Annotated in this window: 13 protein-coding genes and 1 tRNA gene; 8 read left to right on the forward strand and 6 right to left on the reverse strand. The window is 44.9% G+C overall.

Annotated features, from left to right (window positions below; genetic code table 11):
• The first annotated feature begins 97 nt into the window (after window positions 1-97).
• A complete protein-coding gene (gene asd, locus ACQEXP_RS03865) occupies window positions 98-1,213 on the forward strand; it encodes an aspartate-semialdehyde dehydrogenase (protein ID WP_269376092.1) in 1,116 nt (371 codons plus the stop codon).
• A 161-nt stretch (window positions 1,214-1,374) separates the two neighbouring features.
• Here asd and ACQEXP_RS03870 read toward each other — a convergent pair whose 3' ends face one another.
• Together ACQEXP_RS03870 and ACQEXP_RS03875 are read right to left on the reverse strand one after the other, a co-directional pair.
• Window positions 1,375-2,211 carry an ion transporter gene (locus ACQEXP_RS03870; protein ID WP_269376091.1) on the reverse strand — a complete coding sequence of 279 codons (837 nt, stop codon included), beginning with the start codon at window positions 2,209-2,211 and terminating at the stop codon, window positions 1,375-1,377.
• Window positions 2,212-2,274: 63 nt separating this feature from the next.
• Window positions 2,275-2,913, reverse strand: a complete 639-nt coding sequence (locus ACQEXP_RS03875) for a YchE family NAAT transporter (RefSeq protein ID WP_269376090.1) — start codon at window positions 2,911-2,913, stop codon at window positions 2,275-2,277.
• A gap of 633 nt (window positions 2,914-3,546) precedes the next feature.
• Between ACQEXP_RS03875 and adhE the strand changes: the two genes are divergently transcribed.
• Complete coding sequence (gene adhE / locus ACQEXP_RS03880) at window positions 3,547-6,246, forward strand: bifunctional acetaldehyde-CoA/alcohol dehydrogenase (RefSeq protein WP_269376089.1); 2,700 nt, start codon at window positions 3,547-3,549, stop codon at window positions 6,244-6,246.
• 230 nt (window positions 6,247-6,476) lie between these two features.
• Here the strand turns inward: adhE and minE are convergent, their stop codons facing one another.
• Genes minE through minC form a run of 3 tightly spaced genes read right to left on the reverse strand, consistent with a single transcriptional unit; the run spans window position 6,477 to window position 8,234 of the window.
• The gene (gene minE / locus ACQEXP_RS03885; protein WP_138971563.1) at window positions 6,477-6,740 is read right to left on the reverse strand and encodes a cell division topological specificity factor MinE; all 264 of its coding nucleotides are present in this window, start codon (window positions 6,738-6,740) and stop codon (window positions 6,477-6,479) included.
• On the reverse strand, window positions 6,741-7,553 hold the full coding sequence (minD, locus tag ACQEXP_RS03890; protein ID WP_269376088.1) for a septum site-determining protein MinD: 813 nt from the start codon (window positions 7,551-7,553) through the stop codon (window positions 6,741-6,743).
• A gap of 18 nt (window positions 7,554-7,571) precedes the next feature.
• Window positions 7,572-8,234: a septum site-determining protein MinC gene (gene minC / locus ACQEXP_RS03895; RefSeq protein WP_426968339.1), complete on the reverse strand. Its 663-nt coding sequence runs from the start codon at window positions 8,232-8,234 to the stop codon at window positions 7,572-7,574.
• A gap of 161 nt (window positions 8,235-8,395) precedes the next feature.
• Between minC and ACQEXP_RS03900 the strand changes: the two genes are divergently transcribed.
• The 4 genes from ACQEXP_RS03900 to ACQEXP_RS03915 all read left to right on the forward strand — a co-directional run bounded on the left by ACQEXP_RS03900 (window position 8,396) and on the right by ACQEXP_RS03915 (window position 12,128).
• Entirely contained in the window at window positions 8,396-8,686 is a 291-nt protein-coding gene (locus tag ACQEXP_RS03900; RefSeq protein WP_269376086.1) for a YcgL domain-containing protein, read from the forward strand.
• A 44-nt stretch (window positions 8,687-8,730) separates the two neighbouring features.
• The gene (locus tag ACQEXP_RS03905; protein ID WP_426968340.1) at window positions 8,731-9,702 is read left to right on the forward strand and encodes a lytic murein transglycosylase; all 972 of its coding nucleotides are present in this window, start codon (window positions 8,731-8,733) and stop codon (window positions 9,700-9,702) included.
• A gap of 56 nt (window positions 9,703-9,758) precedes the next feature.
• Entirely contained in the window at window positions 9,759-10,703 is a 945-nt protein-coding gene (locus ACQEXP_RS03910) for a LysR family transcriptional regulator (RefSeq protein ID WP_269376084.1), read from the forward strand.
• Between the two features lie 225 nt (window positions 10,704-10,928).
• On the forward strand, window positions 10,929-12,128 hold the full coding sequence (locus ACQEXP_RS03915) for a NupC/NupG family nucleoside CNT transporter (protein WP_426968342.1): 1,200 nt from the start codon (window positions 10,929-10,931) through the stop codon (window positions 12,126-12,128).
• Window positions 12,129-12,182: 54 nt separating this feature from the next.
• Here the strand turns inward: ACQEXP_RS03915 and folD are convergent, their stop codons facing one another.
• Window positions 12,183-13,046 carry a bifunctional methylenetetrahydrofolate dehydrogenase/methenyltetrahydrofolate cyclohydrolase FolD gene (gene folD, locus ACQEXP_RS03920; RefSeq protein ID WP_426968344.1) on the reverse strand — a complete coding sequence of 288 codons (864 nt, stop codon included), beginning with the start codon at window positions 13,044-13,046 and terminating at the stop codon, window positions 12,183-12,185.
• 202 nt (window positions 13,047-13,248) lie between these two features.
• Between folD and ACQEXP_RS03925 the strand changes: the two genes are divergently transcribed.
• Both ACQEXP_RS03925 and ACQEXP_RS03930 read left to right on the forward strand, forming a co-directional pair.
• Window positions 13,249-13,325 (forward strand) — tRNA-Arg (locus tag ACQEXP_RS03925).
• A gap of 204 nt (window positions 13,326-13,529) precedes the next feature.
• Window positions 13,530-14,141 carry a DUF2913 family protein gene (locus tag ACQEXP_RS03930; RefSeq protein ID WP_269376081.1) on the forward strand — a complete coding sequence of 204 codons (612 nt, stop codon included), beginning with the start codon at window positions 13,530-13,532 and terminating at the stop codon, window positions 14,139-14,141.
• Window positions 14,142-14,148: the final 7 nt, after the last annotated feature.

Here is a 14,148-nt window from a genome sequence, read left to right on the forward strand (position 1 = left end):
AGTTACAGATTTGATGCAATTTTCCCTTGAGATTTTGCTTCGAAAATTGAATATTGGGGTATCCCATTATTTAAGTTGATTACACGGAGAGTTGAGAATGAGAGTAGGTTTAGTTGGTTGGCGCGGCATGGTCGGTTCTGTACTTATGCAACGTATGGTTGAAGAGAAAGATTTTGACCTTATTGAACCAGTTTTTTACAGCACATCTCAAATTGGCATCCCAGCTCCAAATCTAGGCAAAGATGCTGGAATGCTACAAGACGCATTTGATATTGAAAGCTTAAAGCAGCTTGATGCTGTTATTACCTGTCAGGGTGGTAGCTACACGGAGCAAGTATATCCAGCACTTCGCCAAGCAGGTTGGAAGGGCTACTGGATTGACGCTGCGTCAACTCTACGTATGGCGCAAGATTCTATCATCACACTTGATCCAGTAAACTTAGCGCAAATCCAGCAAGGCATTCACGCTGGCACTAACACCTTTGTTGGTGGTAACTGTACAGTTAGCTTGATGCTAATGGGTCTTGGTGGTCTGTTCGAAAAAGGCTTGGTTGAATGGACGAGTGCCATGACTTATCAAGCGGCTTCGGGTGCTGGTGCACAGAACATGCGTGAGCTTATTTCTCAAATGGGTGTCATCAATGACTCAGTTAGCAGTGAACTTGCTAACCCATCGAGCTCCATCCTTGATATCGACAAGAAAGTTGCTGATACCATGCGCAGTGGTTCGTTCCCAACAGACAAGTTTGGCGTTCCTTTAGCAGGCTCATTGATCCCATGGATTGATGTGAAGCGCGACAATGGTCAAAGCAAAGAAGAGTGGAAAGCGGGTGTTGAAGCGAACAAGATTCTTGGTTTCCAAGATTCACCGGTTCCTATCGATGGTACATGTGTACGTATCGGTGCGATGCGTTGTCACTCTCAAGCGCTTACTATCAAGCTAAAGCAGAATGTACCTATGGATGAGATTGAAGAGATCATCGCAACTCATAATGATTGGGTTAAAGTGATTCCAAACGATCGTGACATCACAGCGCAAGAGCTGACGCCAGCTAAAGTGACTGGCACGCTGTCTATCCCTGTTGGTCGTCTACGTAAGATGGCAATGGGCGATGATTTCCTAAACGCGTTCACTGTTGGTGACCAGCTACTTTGGGGTGCAGCAGAGCCGCTACGCCGCACATTGCGAATCATCTTGGCTGAGAAAGCGTAAGAATTAGAACAGACTGATTCCTTCAAGAAGGCTTCGCTTCGAGACCAACAGCAGTGATTGCCTCGAAAGTCGCTGAGTATCTTGGTTCTGTTGGTCTTAATTATCTGAATGAAAACAGAAGGGTTGACAACTATTGTCAACCCTTCAATTTTTTCTCGCCTCTACTCCACTACAACACGCTTATCTGGGTCTGCCAATTGGCTACCGCAGTACTTACAGTGCATAGCGTCTGAATCATGACCCGCTCGGTTACAGTTAGGGCACTTTACCAGTTGCTTGTGGGCACTCATCTCATTGCTTAGTTCAGCGGTAATAATCCCAGTTGGAACCGCTAGAATAGAGTAGCCGAGCAACATCGTCAGCGACGCAATCGCCTTACCTAAATCCGTCTGTGGCACCATATCTCCGTAGCCAACGGTTGTGATTGTCACGATTGCCCAGTAAATGCTTTTAGGAATGCTGGTAAATCCATTCTCAGGGCCTTCAATAACAAATATCAGCGCACCAAATATGGTGACTAAAATCCCCACAGCACTGAAGAAAATGAAAATTTTACGCCGAGCCATCAATAGCGAACGCATCAGAATGTTTGAATCTTGAAGGTAACGCACCAGTTTTAGGATACGGAAGATACGCATCACACGTAACAGACGTACCACGCCCATAAAGCTCGCCCCAGGGAAGAAGATAGCCAAATAGGTAGGAAGAATTGCGAGTAGGTCGACCACCCCATAAAAGCTCATTGCATAGGAACTGGGTTTAGGTGAGCAATAGAGTCGAAGAAGATACTCAATCGTGAAGAGTGCGGTAAAGGTATATTCGATGTATCGAAGTTGTTGTGACCAATCGTCTAATACATTAGGTAGGGACTCAATGATCAACACTGCCAATGAAGCGATGATGGCAATAATCAGCGCGATATCAAAAGCGCGACCGGCAGGGGTGTGAGTGCCGAAAATGATTACATACAAATGATGTTTAAAAGGCTTGCGAGGCATGATGTTGCACTGTCATTGTTAAACACGAAATGAATGGCAACATCATACCAGAAGATAACGAGATTAGGCTAAACCAGGGAACAGGTTACGCAGACCGTTCGCGATAAACTCTATACCCAGTGCACCGAGGATCAGACCCATGATACGAGTGATGACGTTGATTCCGGTTTGGCCAAGAAAGCGAACAATTAAAGGCGCTGAGCGGAACAATAGCCAAGTACAAAGGCTGAATAGCAGGATAGTGACTATAATTCCCACTGTGTCGAACATCGCAGGGTAGCGTGAACCGTAGACGATGGTTGAGCTGATTGCACCCGGACCCGCCATTAAAGGCATAGCCAGTGGAACCACACCAATCTGTTCACGGCTGACGTATTCGGTTTTCTCCTGTTTGTTCTGTTTATCTTCGCCCAATTTACCGCTCATCATCGAGAAGGCGATACTTAGCAGCAGTAGGCCACCGGCAACACGAAACGAATCGAGAGAGATGCTAAACATATCCAATAGCATTTGTCCGGCGAGTAGCGAGACAATCAAAATAATTGCGACGGCAATGTTAGCGGTAACGGCAGTCTTGTGCTTCTCTTCCTGAGTCATATGCCCAGTCAATGAAACAAATACCGGCATGATCCCGACGGGGTTAACCGCCGCCACCAAGCCAAGAAAGAACTGCAAAAATATAGCGATTTCGAACGTTTGCATTCGTGATCCTAAAAGTAATCAACAGAGGGAACAGGTCATTTGCGGAATATAGTCGAAAATATATTCATCGACGAATGAAAAAAACTAAAGCAGAACCTCTTTCATTACTGAGAAAATCTTATTATTGAAAGAATAGTAAACACAAATGACACACTTTGTTACGTAGAATAGACGAGCTTGCGGACTGATGTTTACACAAACGTTAACAATTGCACATTTTCAATAAAAAATAAGTCCAATTGTAGAGAGAAATGGTCCATTGGATATACTCTCAGTAGCACAAAGTTTGTGGACTACATGTAAGTTTGTGGCCAAAAAATGAAACTTTTTTACAAGATGTTGAGATTTTTCGTGGTTGCCTGACTGTTTGCTTTATTTTTGTTCAACGACAAAATGTGATCTAAATTGTTATTTATCATTAGGTTACGATTGTTTTTGGGATTGGCGTACCACTTATTGGGTAAATAGTTTTTCAGAACTGATCTGGGTCAATTTTTTTCATAACCTGAAATAATATACTCAGCCTTGAAAGCAATTTACTAAGAAGCCTGTTCAGATTGCTGACAAAGAAGACTTCCGAACAGCACTCTTAATAAAAAGTTTTTAATATTTGCTAATTTTAGGAGAATCCCTATGCCTGTAACTAATATGGCTGAACTAGATGCAATGATTGCTCGCGTCAAGAAAGCGCAAGAAGAGTTCGCTACTTACTCTCAAGAGCAAGTAGACAAAATCTTCCGCGCTGCGTCTCTTGCAGCTAACCAAGCTCGTATCCCGCTAGCTCAACAAGCGGTTGAAGAATCTGGTATGGGTATTGTTGAAGATAAAGTAATCAAGAACCACTTCGCTTCTGAGTTTATCTACAACAAATACAAAGATGAAAAAACGTGTGGCATCCTTGAAGAGGATGACAACCTAGGTACTATGACTATCGCTGAGCCAGTAGGTATCATCTGCGGTATCGTACCAACAACTAACCCAACTTCTACAGCGATCTTCAAATCTCTAATCTCTCTGAAGACTCGTAACGGTATCATCTTCTCACCACACCCACGTGCTAAGAATTCTACTAACGACGCTGCGAAACTTGTTCTAGAAGCAGCAGTAGCAGCAGGTGCTCCAAAAGACATCATCGGTTGGATCGACCAGCCATCTGTAGAGCTTTCTAACGCTCTTATGAAGCACGATGACATCGCTCTTATCCTTGCAACTGGTGGTCCAGGCATGGTTAAAGCCGCTTACTCTTCTGGTAAGCCAGCAATCGGTGTAGGTGCAGGTAACGTTCCTGTAGTTATCGATGAAACAGCAGACATCAAACGTGCTGTAGCATCTATCCTAATGTCTAAAACTTTCGATAACGGCGTAGTATGTGCTTCTGAGCAGGCTGCAATCGTTGTTGATGAAGTCTATGACGAAGTTAAAGAGCGTTTCGCTTCTCACAAAGCTTACGTACTAAGCAAAGCAGAAGCAGAGAAAGTTCGTAAAGTTCTTCTTATCGATGGCGCACTAAACGCGAAAATCGTTGGTCAACCAGCTCCAGCAATCGCTGAAATGGCAGGTGTATCTGTACCAGCTGACACTAAAGTTCTCGTTGGTGAAGGTCTAGGCAAAGTATCTTACGACGACGCATTTGCACACGAGAAACTATCTCCAACGCTTGGTCTATTCCGTGCAGACAACTTCGAAGACGCAGTTGCTCAAGCGGTAACAATGGTTGAGATCGGTGGTATCGGTCACACGTCTGGTCTATACACTAACCAAGACGTAAATGCAGACCGCATCCGTTACTTCGGTGACAAGATGAAGACTGCTCGTATCCTAATCAACATCCCGACGACTCACGGTGGTATCGGTGACCTGTACAACTTCAACGTTGCACCTTCTCTAACTCTAGGTTGTGGTTCATGGGGTGGTAACTCTATCTCTGAGAACGTAGGTCCTAAGCACCTAATCAACAAGAAAACTGTAGCGAAGCGAGCTGAAAACATGTTGTGGCACAAACTACCTAAGTCTATCTACTTCCGTCGTGGTAGCCTTCCAATCGCACTTAGCGACCTAGAAGGTAAGAAACGCGCATTCCTAGTAACTGACCGTTTCCTATTCAACAACGGTTATGCAGATGACGTAGTACGCCTACTTAAAGCTCAAGGCATGGAAGTTCAAACGTTCTTCGACGTAGAAGCGGATCCAACTCTATCTGTAGTAGAGAAAGGTGCTGAAGCAATGAAGAGCTTCCAACCAGACACAATCATCGCTCTAGGTGGTGGTTCTCCGATGGATGCTGCGAAAATCATGTGGGTAATGTACGAGCACCCAGAAACTCACTTCGAAGAGCTTGCAATGCGCTTTATGGACATCCGTAAACGTATCTACAAGTTCCCTAAAATGGGTAAGAAAGCTGAGCTTGTATGTATCACTACAACTTCAGGTACTGGTTCAGAAGTTACTCCATTCGCGGTTGTTACTGACGACAAGACTGGTGCTAAGTACCCACTAGCTGACTACGAAATCACGCCAAACATGGCGATCGTTGATGCTAACCTTGTTATGAACATGCCTAAGTCTCTAACAGCATTCGGTGGTTACGATGCAGTAACTCACGCTCTAGAAGCTTACGTATCAGTTCTAGCGAACGAATACTCTGACGGTCAGGCTCTACAAGCACTTAAGATGCTAAAAGAGTACCTACCATCAAGCTACGCGAACGGTGCAGGCGACCCAATCGCTCGTGAAAAAGTACACAACGCAGCAACTATCGCTGGTGTAGCATTCGCGAACGCATTCCTAGGTGTTTGTCACTCTATGGCGCACAAGATTGGTGCTGAGTTCCACCTACCACACGGTCTGGCGAACGCACTACTAATCTCTAACGTGGTACGTTACAACGCGAACGACAACCCAACTAAGCAGACTGCATTCTCTCAATACGACCGTCCACAAGCACGTCGTCGTTACGCTGAGGTTGCTGACCACCTAGGCCTAAGCCAAGAAGGTGACCGTACTGCTCAGAAGATTGAACGTCTACTAGCATGGTTGGATGAACTAAAAGCTAACCTAGATATCCCAATGTCTATCCAAGCGGCTGGTGTATCTGAAGCTGACTTCGTTGCTAAACTAGATGAACTAGCAGTTGAAGCGTTCGATGACCAATGTACAGGTGCGAACCCACGTTACCCACTAATCGCTGAACTAAAAGAAGTTCTACTTGCTTCTTACTACGGTAAAGCGTTCGTAGAAGGTGAAACTTTCGAAGGTACTACAGTTATCAAAAAGAAAGCTGACCAAGTAGCGAAAGACGCGCCTAAAGCGAAAAAAGCAAAAGCTGAAGCGTAATAAGTAAGATTCAGTTTGAGATAGGTTTTCGCTAGCACGAAACCTACTTATCGGGAAAAGACCAAGCCCCAGTCGATAGACTGGGGCTTTTTTTTGAGATACCCCAGCGCTTCGCTCCGAGATGTGTCAGCGTATTTTGCTTTGTTAACGGTGAACGTTGGTAGTTTCTCTTCTCACAAACAAAAAGGGTTGACGCTTACACGTCAACCCTTTTTTCAAGCTTCTAGCTTCTATTTTTCGTCATCTGGAAGCTTAATATTGAGCTCAAGAACGGAAATGTCATCATCTTTGTGTTCAAAAGATAGGTCGACCATAGATGGATCAACCGCGACGTATTTGCCGATGACTTTAAGGATATCTTCCTTTAGCTGAGGCAGATAAGACGGAGCAGGGTCGCTTTGGCTGCGACGCTCTGCAACGATGATTTGTAAACGCTCTTTGGCTAAGTTTGCCGAGCTTTTTTTCTGCGGACGGAAAAACTCTAGTAATGACATTTAGCCTCCGAAAAGTCGTTTGAAAATCCCTTTCTTCTGTTCGGTCAGGAAGCGGAAATCCACTTGCTGGCCAAGCAGACGCTCTACCGTATCGTCATAGGCCATACCCGCATCTGACTGGTCATCAAAAATGACAGGTACGCCTTTATTTGATGCGTTCAGTACTGCCTGACTTTCTGGAATAACACCAAGAAGCGAAATATGCAGAATTTCTTCTACGTCTTCAACGCTAAGCATTTCACCCTGATTAACGCGAGCTGGGTTGTAACGTGTAAGCAGCAGATGCTGTTTTACAGGCTCAAGCCCCTCTTCGGCACGAAGTGACTTAGAGTCGAGAATACCTAAAATACGGTCTGAATCGCGTACTGAAGAGACTTCTGGGTTTGTGGTCACAATGGCTTCATCTGCAAAGTATAGCGCCATCAGAGCGCCTTGCTCGATACCAGCAGGCGAATCACAGATAACGAAATCAAAGCCCATCTCATCCAGTTCATCAAGAACGCGGCGCACTCCTTCTTTGGTAAGCGCGTCTTTATCACGTGTTTGTGAAGCAGGAAGAATAAATAGATTGTCGGTACGTTTGTCCTTAATCAAAGCTTGATTTAGCGTCGCTTCGCCATTGATAACATTAACGAAATCGTACACAACGCGACGTTCACAACCCATGATCAAATCAAGGTTACGTAGGCCGATATCAAAATCGATAACAGCGGTTTTCTTTCCTTTTACAGCCAGGCCTGATGCGATAGCGGCGCTGGAGGTTGTTTTACCCACCCCGCCTTTACCTGATGTGACAACAATAACGCGTGCCATTATGTGTTCCTTATAATATTAAATCGTTAACAACTCGAACTTGAGCGAGTCGTCGTTCAAACTGAACATAACTTTTTGTTGCCAGAACTCTTCGGAGAATTGCTCCGTAAGCCAGTAGTGTCCGGCAATCGACATTAATTCGGCATTAAGTTTATTGCAGATGATGACTGCACCAGTGTTTCCACTTGCGCCGGCAATCGCTCGGCCACGAAGTGTTCCGAGGATATGAATAGAACCATCTGCGATAACCTCAGCTCCTTCGCTGACATGATTCAGTACGATAAGATCGCTGTCTTTGGCATAGATCTGTTGCCCTGAGCGAACTGGAGTACGAACAATTTTTGTCGCGCTCATTTTTGCAGGTGCTTGAGCAGGCGACTTACTGGCAGACATCACGGCAAAGTTGGCCTCAGAAGCGAGGTTTTGCGTACGCTTGTCTTTACAGCCAGTAACGCCGACAGGAATCATTCCAGCTTGAGATATGCCTTGTTTTAGCCTCGAAAAATCAAGATCGCCTTCTACTTTCGCGATATTGATTACCACGGGCGCGTGAGCGAAGAAAGCAGGGGCTTGCTCGACCTTTTCTTGTAAGAAATGAATAGTTTTTTCCACATCGTTGTCAGAAAGGTGCAAAACTGACAAAGTGAAGCTACTGCCTTTTAGGTCTGGAGTATTTGACATCTTTTACGTACAACCTCTTAAGGGCGTTGCCTGAGACTAGGGTTGTCATGTTATATTCCCAGAATAAGCTCAGCAAGTTATCTTGTGCCCAATTGACCGTTTTGCTTAAAAAAATAGCGAAACATTGACGTTCCATGAATTAAAACGATAAAAGGCTTCCAATGCTTTGTGCAATATACAAAAGTTCTAAAAAAGAAGGTGCTTACTTATATATCCCTAAAAAGGATGATTTCTCACAAGTTCCTGACACATTAATGCAGATGTTTGGCAAACCTATTATGGTTATGGTGGTGAAGTTAGAGGGGCGTACACTGGCTCAAGTAGACGTAGAGAAAGTAAAGCAGTCACTGAAAGATGACGGTTTTTTCCTTCAACTACCGCCACCACCGAAAAATTTACTCGATGAATATAAAGAGCAAAAACAAGCTCGTCAGCAGTCTGAAGAAGAATAAAATTATATTCGGACTGTTAGATTCTGTTGCTCAAGGAGGGCAATGTGAAAAAACTAATGTCAGTCGCTCTAGGGGTTACGCTAGCTTCATCGGTTTTCGCTAATGAAATTAGCTTTGAGGAATACGTTGAAGGTTTAAAAGTTGAGGCTCGCCAAAACGGAATTTCCGAATCCGTTATTGAACAGGCGTTTGATAACGTCACTCATAAGCCACGCGCAGTTAAGGCGGATAAAAACCAGCCAGAGAAAAAACTCACCTTAGATGAATATATCCCTCGCGCGGTTCCTGACTGGAAAGTGGATCAAGCTAAGGCACTCTATAAGAAACATTACGCTGATCTGAAGAAGATCGGTGATGAATATGGTGTGCAGCCACGATTTATTGTCGCACTCTGGGGTGTCGAGAGTAACTTCGGTAAGTTCACGGGTAACTACCGTGTGATTGATGCTCTTTCTACCATGGCTTACGATGGTCGCAGAGAAGAATTTTTCCGTGCAGAAACTATGGCTGCATTGCAAATCCTTGAGCAGGGACACATCGCCGTCGAGGACTTTAAAGGTTCTTGGGCTGGCGCGATGGGGCAATGTCAGTTCATGCCAAGCTCTTTCCTCTCCTTTGCTGCGGATGGTAGCGGAGATGGCAAGAAAGATATCTGGAATAGTGAAGCTGACGTCTTTGCTTCTGCGGCGAACTACCTGAGCCAATCCGGCTGGGATGACAGCTATACTTGGGGGCGTCAGGTTAAACTGCCAAAGGGATTTGATACCAGTATTCAGGGAAGAGGTGAAGATAAAGGTAAGTACCTTCAGCAATGGAGTGAACTTGGCATCACTCGTTATGACGGGCGACCATTACCGCGACTTGAAAACGACATTAAGGCGTGGTTGATTGCTCCTGATGATGCGAATGGACGCGTTTATCTGGTCTACAACAACTACAATGTATTGATGAAGTGGAATCGCTCTTATTACTTTGCACTTGCTGTTAGCCATCTGGCAGACAGGATTACACTGTAGAGAATCAATTTGTTAGCAAAGGAGCTCATAGAGCTCCTTTTTCTTTTGGAGTTATCGTGCTTTCAGAACGTGCAGCACAAATGGTGGTCTTTGCCGCCTTGCTTAAACATAAGAATTTCACCTTAGCGGCGAAAAGTCTGGGTGTCTCTGTCTCTCATGTGAGCAAGCAACTGGCTCAGTTGGAATCGTCTCTTGGTATCAAACTGGTACAGAGAACCACGCGTAGTTTTACGCCAACGGAAGCAGGGCTGCATTTTTACGATCATTGCGCCCAGTTGGTTACCATTGTTGGAGAAGCTCAATTGGAAATAGAGAGTCAGCGTGATGAAGTCGCGGGTCTTGTGAAAATTGGACTCTCACAATCTTTTGGCACGTTGCACATCATCCCAGCCATTGATGAACTTCGTCAGCGGTATCCAAATCTTCAGGTTGAGGTTCATTTATTCGATTACAAAGTCGATATGCTCGAAGAGGGATTGGATCTCTGGATAACAAACAACGAACACTTGCCTGAGGGCTATGTTGCACAACGATTGGCAGACTCGCAGTTTGTTGTCGCGGCTTCGCCTGATTATCTTGTTAAGCAGGATGTTCCTACACATCCGAACCAATTAAGTGAGCACAACTGCCTTATTTATCGTAGCTGGGAGCGAGATTACACACGTTGGGCCTTTTCTAACCGTGAGGAACAACTCAGCGTCAAGGTTTCAGGAAACTACTCCGTGGACTTGGCTGAAGCGGTGCGAGACGCTGCGGTTGCAGGGTGGGGGATAGCTTACTTAGCAACCTATTTAATCGGTGATGAGTTTAAAAATGGTCAGCTCATACAGTTGCTACCAGAATGGCGAGCATCGCAGAGTATGCCATTTTATGCGGTTTATCCGAGTCGACGTTTCTTGCCTAAAAAGACCAGTGCCGTGATTGAATTCATCAAGCAAAAGATAGGCACGCCTTGTCACTGGGATCAAAGGTTACAGCCCTACATTCAGAGGCCACAATGAATCAATTGCTAGGGTCGAATTGTTTCTCAAACTAGAAACATCCTTTCTATATGGAAAATATCAAGCAAAGCAAACGTTTATCCTTAAATAAATCATAGGGTTATATTTGTGGTGGTGTTTTGAGCATCACAAAATACATACGATTAACAACTGTGATTTGCATCTCATTTTTATCCGATTACACTCCGGCGCCAATCTTGTTCCCCCTTTTGTCGGATTCACTTTATGAACTCAATTTTTGGCGTTATTGCCATTTTGCTAACCGCATGGTTGCTTTCTACAAACAGAAAAAACATCAACTATAAAACGGTCTCATTGGCATTCGTTCTGCAAATCACTTTTGCTTTGTTGGTTCTTTATGTACCAGCGGGTAAAGAAGTACTGAACAGTGTGACTGGTGCGGTCTCTAATCTTATCAACTATGGACAAGAGGGCATCGCGTTCTTGTTTGGTGGTTTAGCCACGGGCGGTTTCACCTTTGCGATTAACGTGCTGGGTATCATCATCTTTTTCTCGGCTCTGATTTCAGGTTTGTACCATATTGGTTTAATGCCTAAGGTGATCAACTTGATTGGTGGGGGTTTACAGAAACTACTTGGTATCGGTCGAGCTGAATCGCTCTCTGCAACGGCAAATATTTTTGTCGGTATGATCGAAGCACCTTTAGTCGTAAAACCTTACTTGAAGCATATGTCTGATTCTCAGTTTTTCGCTGTGATGACTGGTGGTCTTGCATCGGTTGCCGGGGGAACCTTAGTGGGTTACGCCTCACTTGGGGTTGACCTAAACTTCCTCATTGCGGCTGCTTTCATGTCTGCGCCAGCGGGTCTGTTGATGGCAAAGATTTTACTGCCAGAAACTCAAACGATTGACTCGGAAACTGAACTGGACAATGTTGAAATGCCAAGAGCGACTAACGTGGTCGAGGCAATGGCAGACGGTGCAATGTCGGGACTACGAATTGCTGTTGCAGTAGGAGCAACACTGTTGGCTTTTGTGAGTGTTATTGCAATGCTGAACGGTATGCTTGGTTGGGTAGGTGACCTTATTGGTATGCCGCTGAGCTTTGAACTGATCTTGGGCTACCTGTTTGCACCGATTGCATGGCTACTAGGTATCCCATGGAATGAAGCCATTACAGCAGGTTCGTTGATTGGCAACAAAATTGTTGTGAATGAGTTTGTTGCTTTTATCCAATTGATGGAAGTGAAAGATCAGCTAAGTGAACACTCACAAGCAATCGTAACCTTTGCTTTGTGCGGCTTTGCCAACATTTCGACCATGGCTATGCTTATTGGTGGCCTAGGCAGTCTAGTGCCAGAAAAGCGTTCGTTTATTTCTAAATACGGCTTCCGAGCTATTGCCGCTGGTGTGATGGCGAACTTGATGAGCGCATCCATTGCGGGTGTGATTCTAAGCCTTTAAGGAGGTAAGGGTTGACGCTAAGCGCCAACCCTTCAAACTTTCTCCAGTTCTACGCTATTTCTTCTTCGTATGGAACTGCTCACACGCCAGCATGGTGTTTTCGATTAAGCTTGCAACTGTCATTGGTCCCACACCGCCAGGTACAGGTGTAATGAAGCTCGCTTTTTCTTTTGCTTTATCGTACTCGACGTCACCGACCAGCTTTCCTGATTCAAGACGGTTAATACCGACATCGACCACGATAGCACCCTCTTTGATCCAGTTACCTGGGATAAAGTTAGGTTTACCGACTGCGACTACAACCACATCAGCCTGACGAACGTGGCTTTCAAGATCTTTAGTAAAGCGATGACACGTTGTTGTTGTACAACCTGCTAGCAACAACTCAAGAGTCATTGGACGGCCAACAATATTTGATGCGCCTACGATAACGGCATGCTTACCGCGTAGTTCGACATTGTAGCGGTCTAGTAGAGTAATGATCCCTTTTGGCGTACAAGAGCGAAGCTTAGGGATGCGTTGAGCTAGGCGACCAACGTTGTAAGGGTGGAAACCATCAACGTCTTTCTCTGGGTGGATGCGCTCTAGAACATGAGTGGCGTCGATACCCGCAGGAAGGGGTAATTGAACCAAAATACCATCTATCTGAGCATCTTCGTTAAGCTCATCAATCAACGCAAGCAGTTCTTGCTCAGTTGTGGTCGCTGGAAGGTCGAATGATTTGGAAACAAAACCGACTTCTTCACAAGCACGGCGTTTACTTCCGACATAAACCTGTGACGCAGGATCTTCGCCAACGAGCACAACAGCAAGGCCTGGTGCACGAAGACCCGCCTCTTTACGAGCTTTAACACGTGCTGCAACTTCTGAACGAACAGTTTGTGAAATAAGAGTTCCATCGATATTTTGAGCTGTCATGACTTTCCTTAAGAAATGAATGGCGACGTATTTGCAGCGCATTGTCGCAAATTATTTGACGAACATCTATAAGCAAACGTTTGCTTTGTGGTGATTTTAATCAAATAAGAGTTCAGTGGCCTTTTTTTAGTCATTCAGATCAGAATGTTAAGAAAAGCTCTTGTTTTAACGCCTCGAACTCGTATAATCCTGTCCCTGTAGCGCGCCCTTAGCTCAGCTGGATAGAGCACGTCCCTTCTAAGGATGTGGTCGTAGGTTCGAATCCTACAGGGCGTGCCATTTATTCAGAAGCCCCGATAACTCGATGAGTTGTCGGGGCTTTGTCGTTTCTAGTGGATCGTTACATACACAACCTATATTCGGCGCTATTTCAACCGATTTAATATGCTCACTGTACATAAGCTGCGCTTTTCGGTAGCATGTCGCTCCTCTGACGTTTCCGTCTTGGCCAAGTTCGAACCGAGTACTTATCTTTAGTGAACCATGCGCAGTATCCATACTAAAATTAAACCTGAATTTGAGCCGCTATTAGCAGAACTTGCTCTTCACGCTTTACTTCATTTGCGCACTAATCATACCGCAGTGTCTTTGGCGAGAAAGCCACGTTCCGATGTGAACGATATTCTTTCTGCTTGGCTTAACAAAGCTGCAAATAGCAAGAAATACAAACCCTTCAAGAAGAAAGTACGCTCGTTAGTCAGTCATGCTCGCTCACAGCGCTTAGATATGGAAGGGATGCTTGGAAATTTACTCCCTCCGGTAGAAGGGGACGAGTTACCTCATCTCGACAGTTTTTTGCTGTTGGTTAACACCTTAGAGAGGGAGTTAAACACCACAGTGTTGGTTTCAAGTCCTCAAGAGGTGGATCTAAAACATAACCCGAAAGGCTGTTTGCTGTGTGTGCTTTCTACGGATCTCAACGCACATTTCAACAATCGTAATCGCTTGGTTGCGGATATTTCTATGCTGTTCCGTGGGACTCACGGTGAAAAGCATACCTTTATGCGTACGATTTATTCGTCATCCTTATTTGAGCATAAAGTCGAATTTGAAGATGGCGACTTTGTACGTATCTCTTTGAGCTTACAAAAATAAAAAAGTG

Source organism: Vibrio sp. TRT 1302, assembly GCF_050113875.1.
In the GTDB taxonomy this organism is placed as follows: Bacteria; Pseudomonadota; Gammaproteobacteria; order Enterobacterales; family Vibrionaceae; genus Vibrio.

What these genes read in the sequence shown, in the direction of transcription:
- asd (WP_269376092.1), top strand. Translation starts at nt 98, where the DNA reads ATGAGAGTAGGTTTAGTTGGTTGGCGCGGCATGGTCGGTTCTGTACTT.
- ACQEXP_RS03870 (WP_269376091.1), bottom strand. Translation starts at nt 2,211, where the DNA reads ATGCCTCGCAAGCCTTTTAAACATCATTTGTATGTAATCATTTTCGGC.
- ACQEXP_RS03875 (WP_269376090.1), bottom strand. Translation starts at nt 2,913, where the DNA reads ATGCAAACGTTCGAAATCGCTATATTTTTGCAGTTCTTTCTTGGCTTG.
- adhE (WP_269376089.1), top strand. Translation starts at nt 3,547, where the DNA reads ATGCCTGTAACTAATATGGCTGAACTAGATGCAATGATTGCTCGCGTC.
- minE (WP_138971563.1), bottom strand. Translation starts at nt 6,740, where the DNA reads ATGTCATTACTAGAGTTTTTCCGTCCGCAGAAAAAAAGCTCGGCAAAC.
- minD (WP_269376088.1), bottom strand. Translation starts at nt 7,553, where the DNA reads ATGGCACGCGTTATTGTTGTCACATCAGGTAAAGGCGGGGTGGGTAAA.
- minC (WP_426968339.1), bottom strand. Translation starts at nt 8,234, where the DNA reads ATGTCAAATACTCCAGACCTAAAAGGCAGTAGCTTCACTTTGTCAGTT.
- ACQEXP_RS03900 (WP_269376086.1), top strand. Translation starts at nt 8,396, where the DNA reads ATGCTTTGTGCAATATACAAAAGTTCTAAAAAAGAAGGTGCTTACTTA.
- ACQEXP_RS03915 (WP_426968342.1), top strand. Translation starts at nt 10,929, where the DNA reads ATGAACTCAATTTTTGGCGTTATTGCCATTTTGCTAACCGCATGGTTG.
- folD (WP_426968344.1), bottom strand. Translation starts at nt 13,046, where the DNA reads ATGACAGCTCAAAATATCGATGGAACTCTTATTTCACAAACTGTTCGT.
- ACQEXP_RS03930 (WP_269376081.1), top strand. Translation starts at nt 13,530, where the DNA reads ATGCGCAGTATCCATACTAAAATTAAACCTGAATTTGAGCCGCTATTA.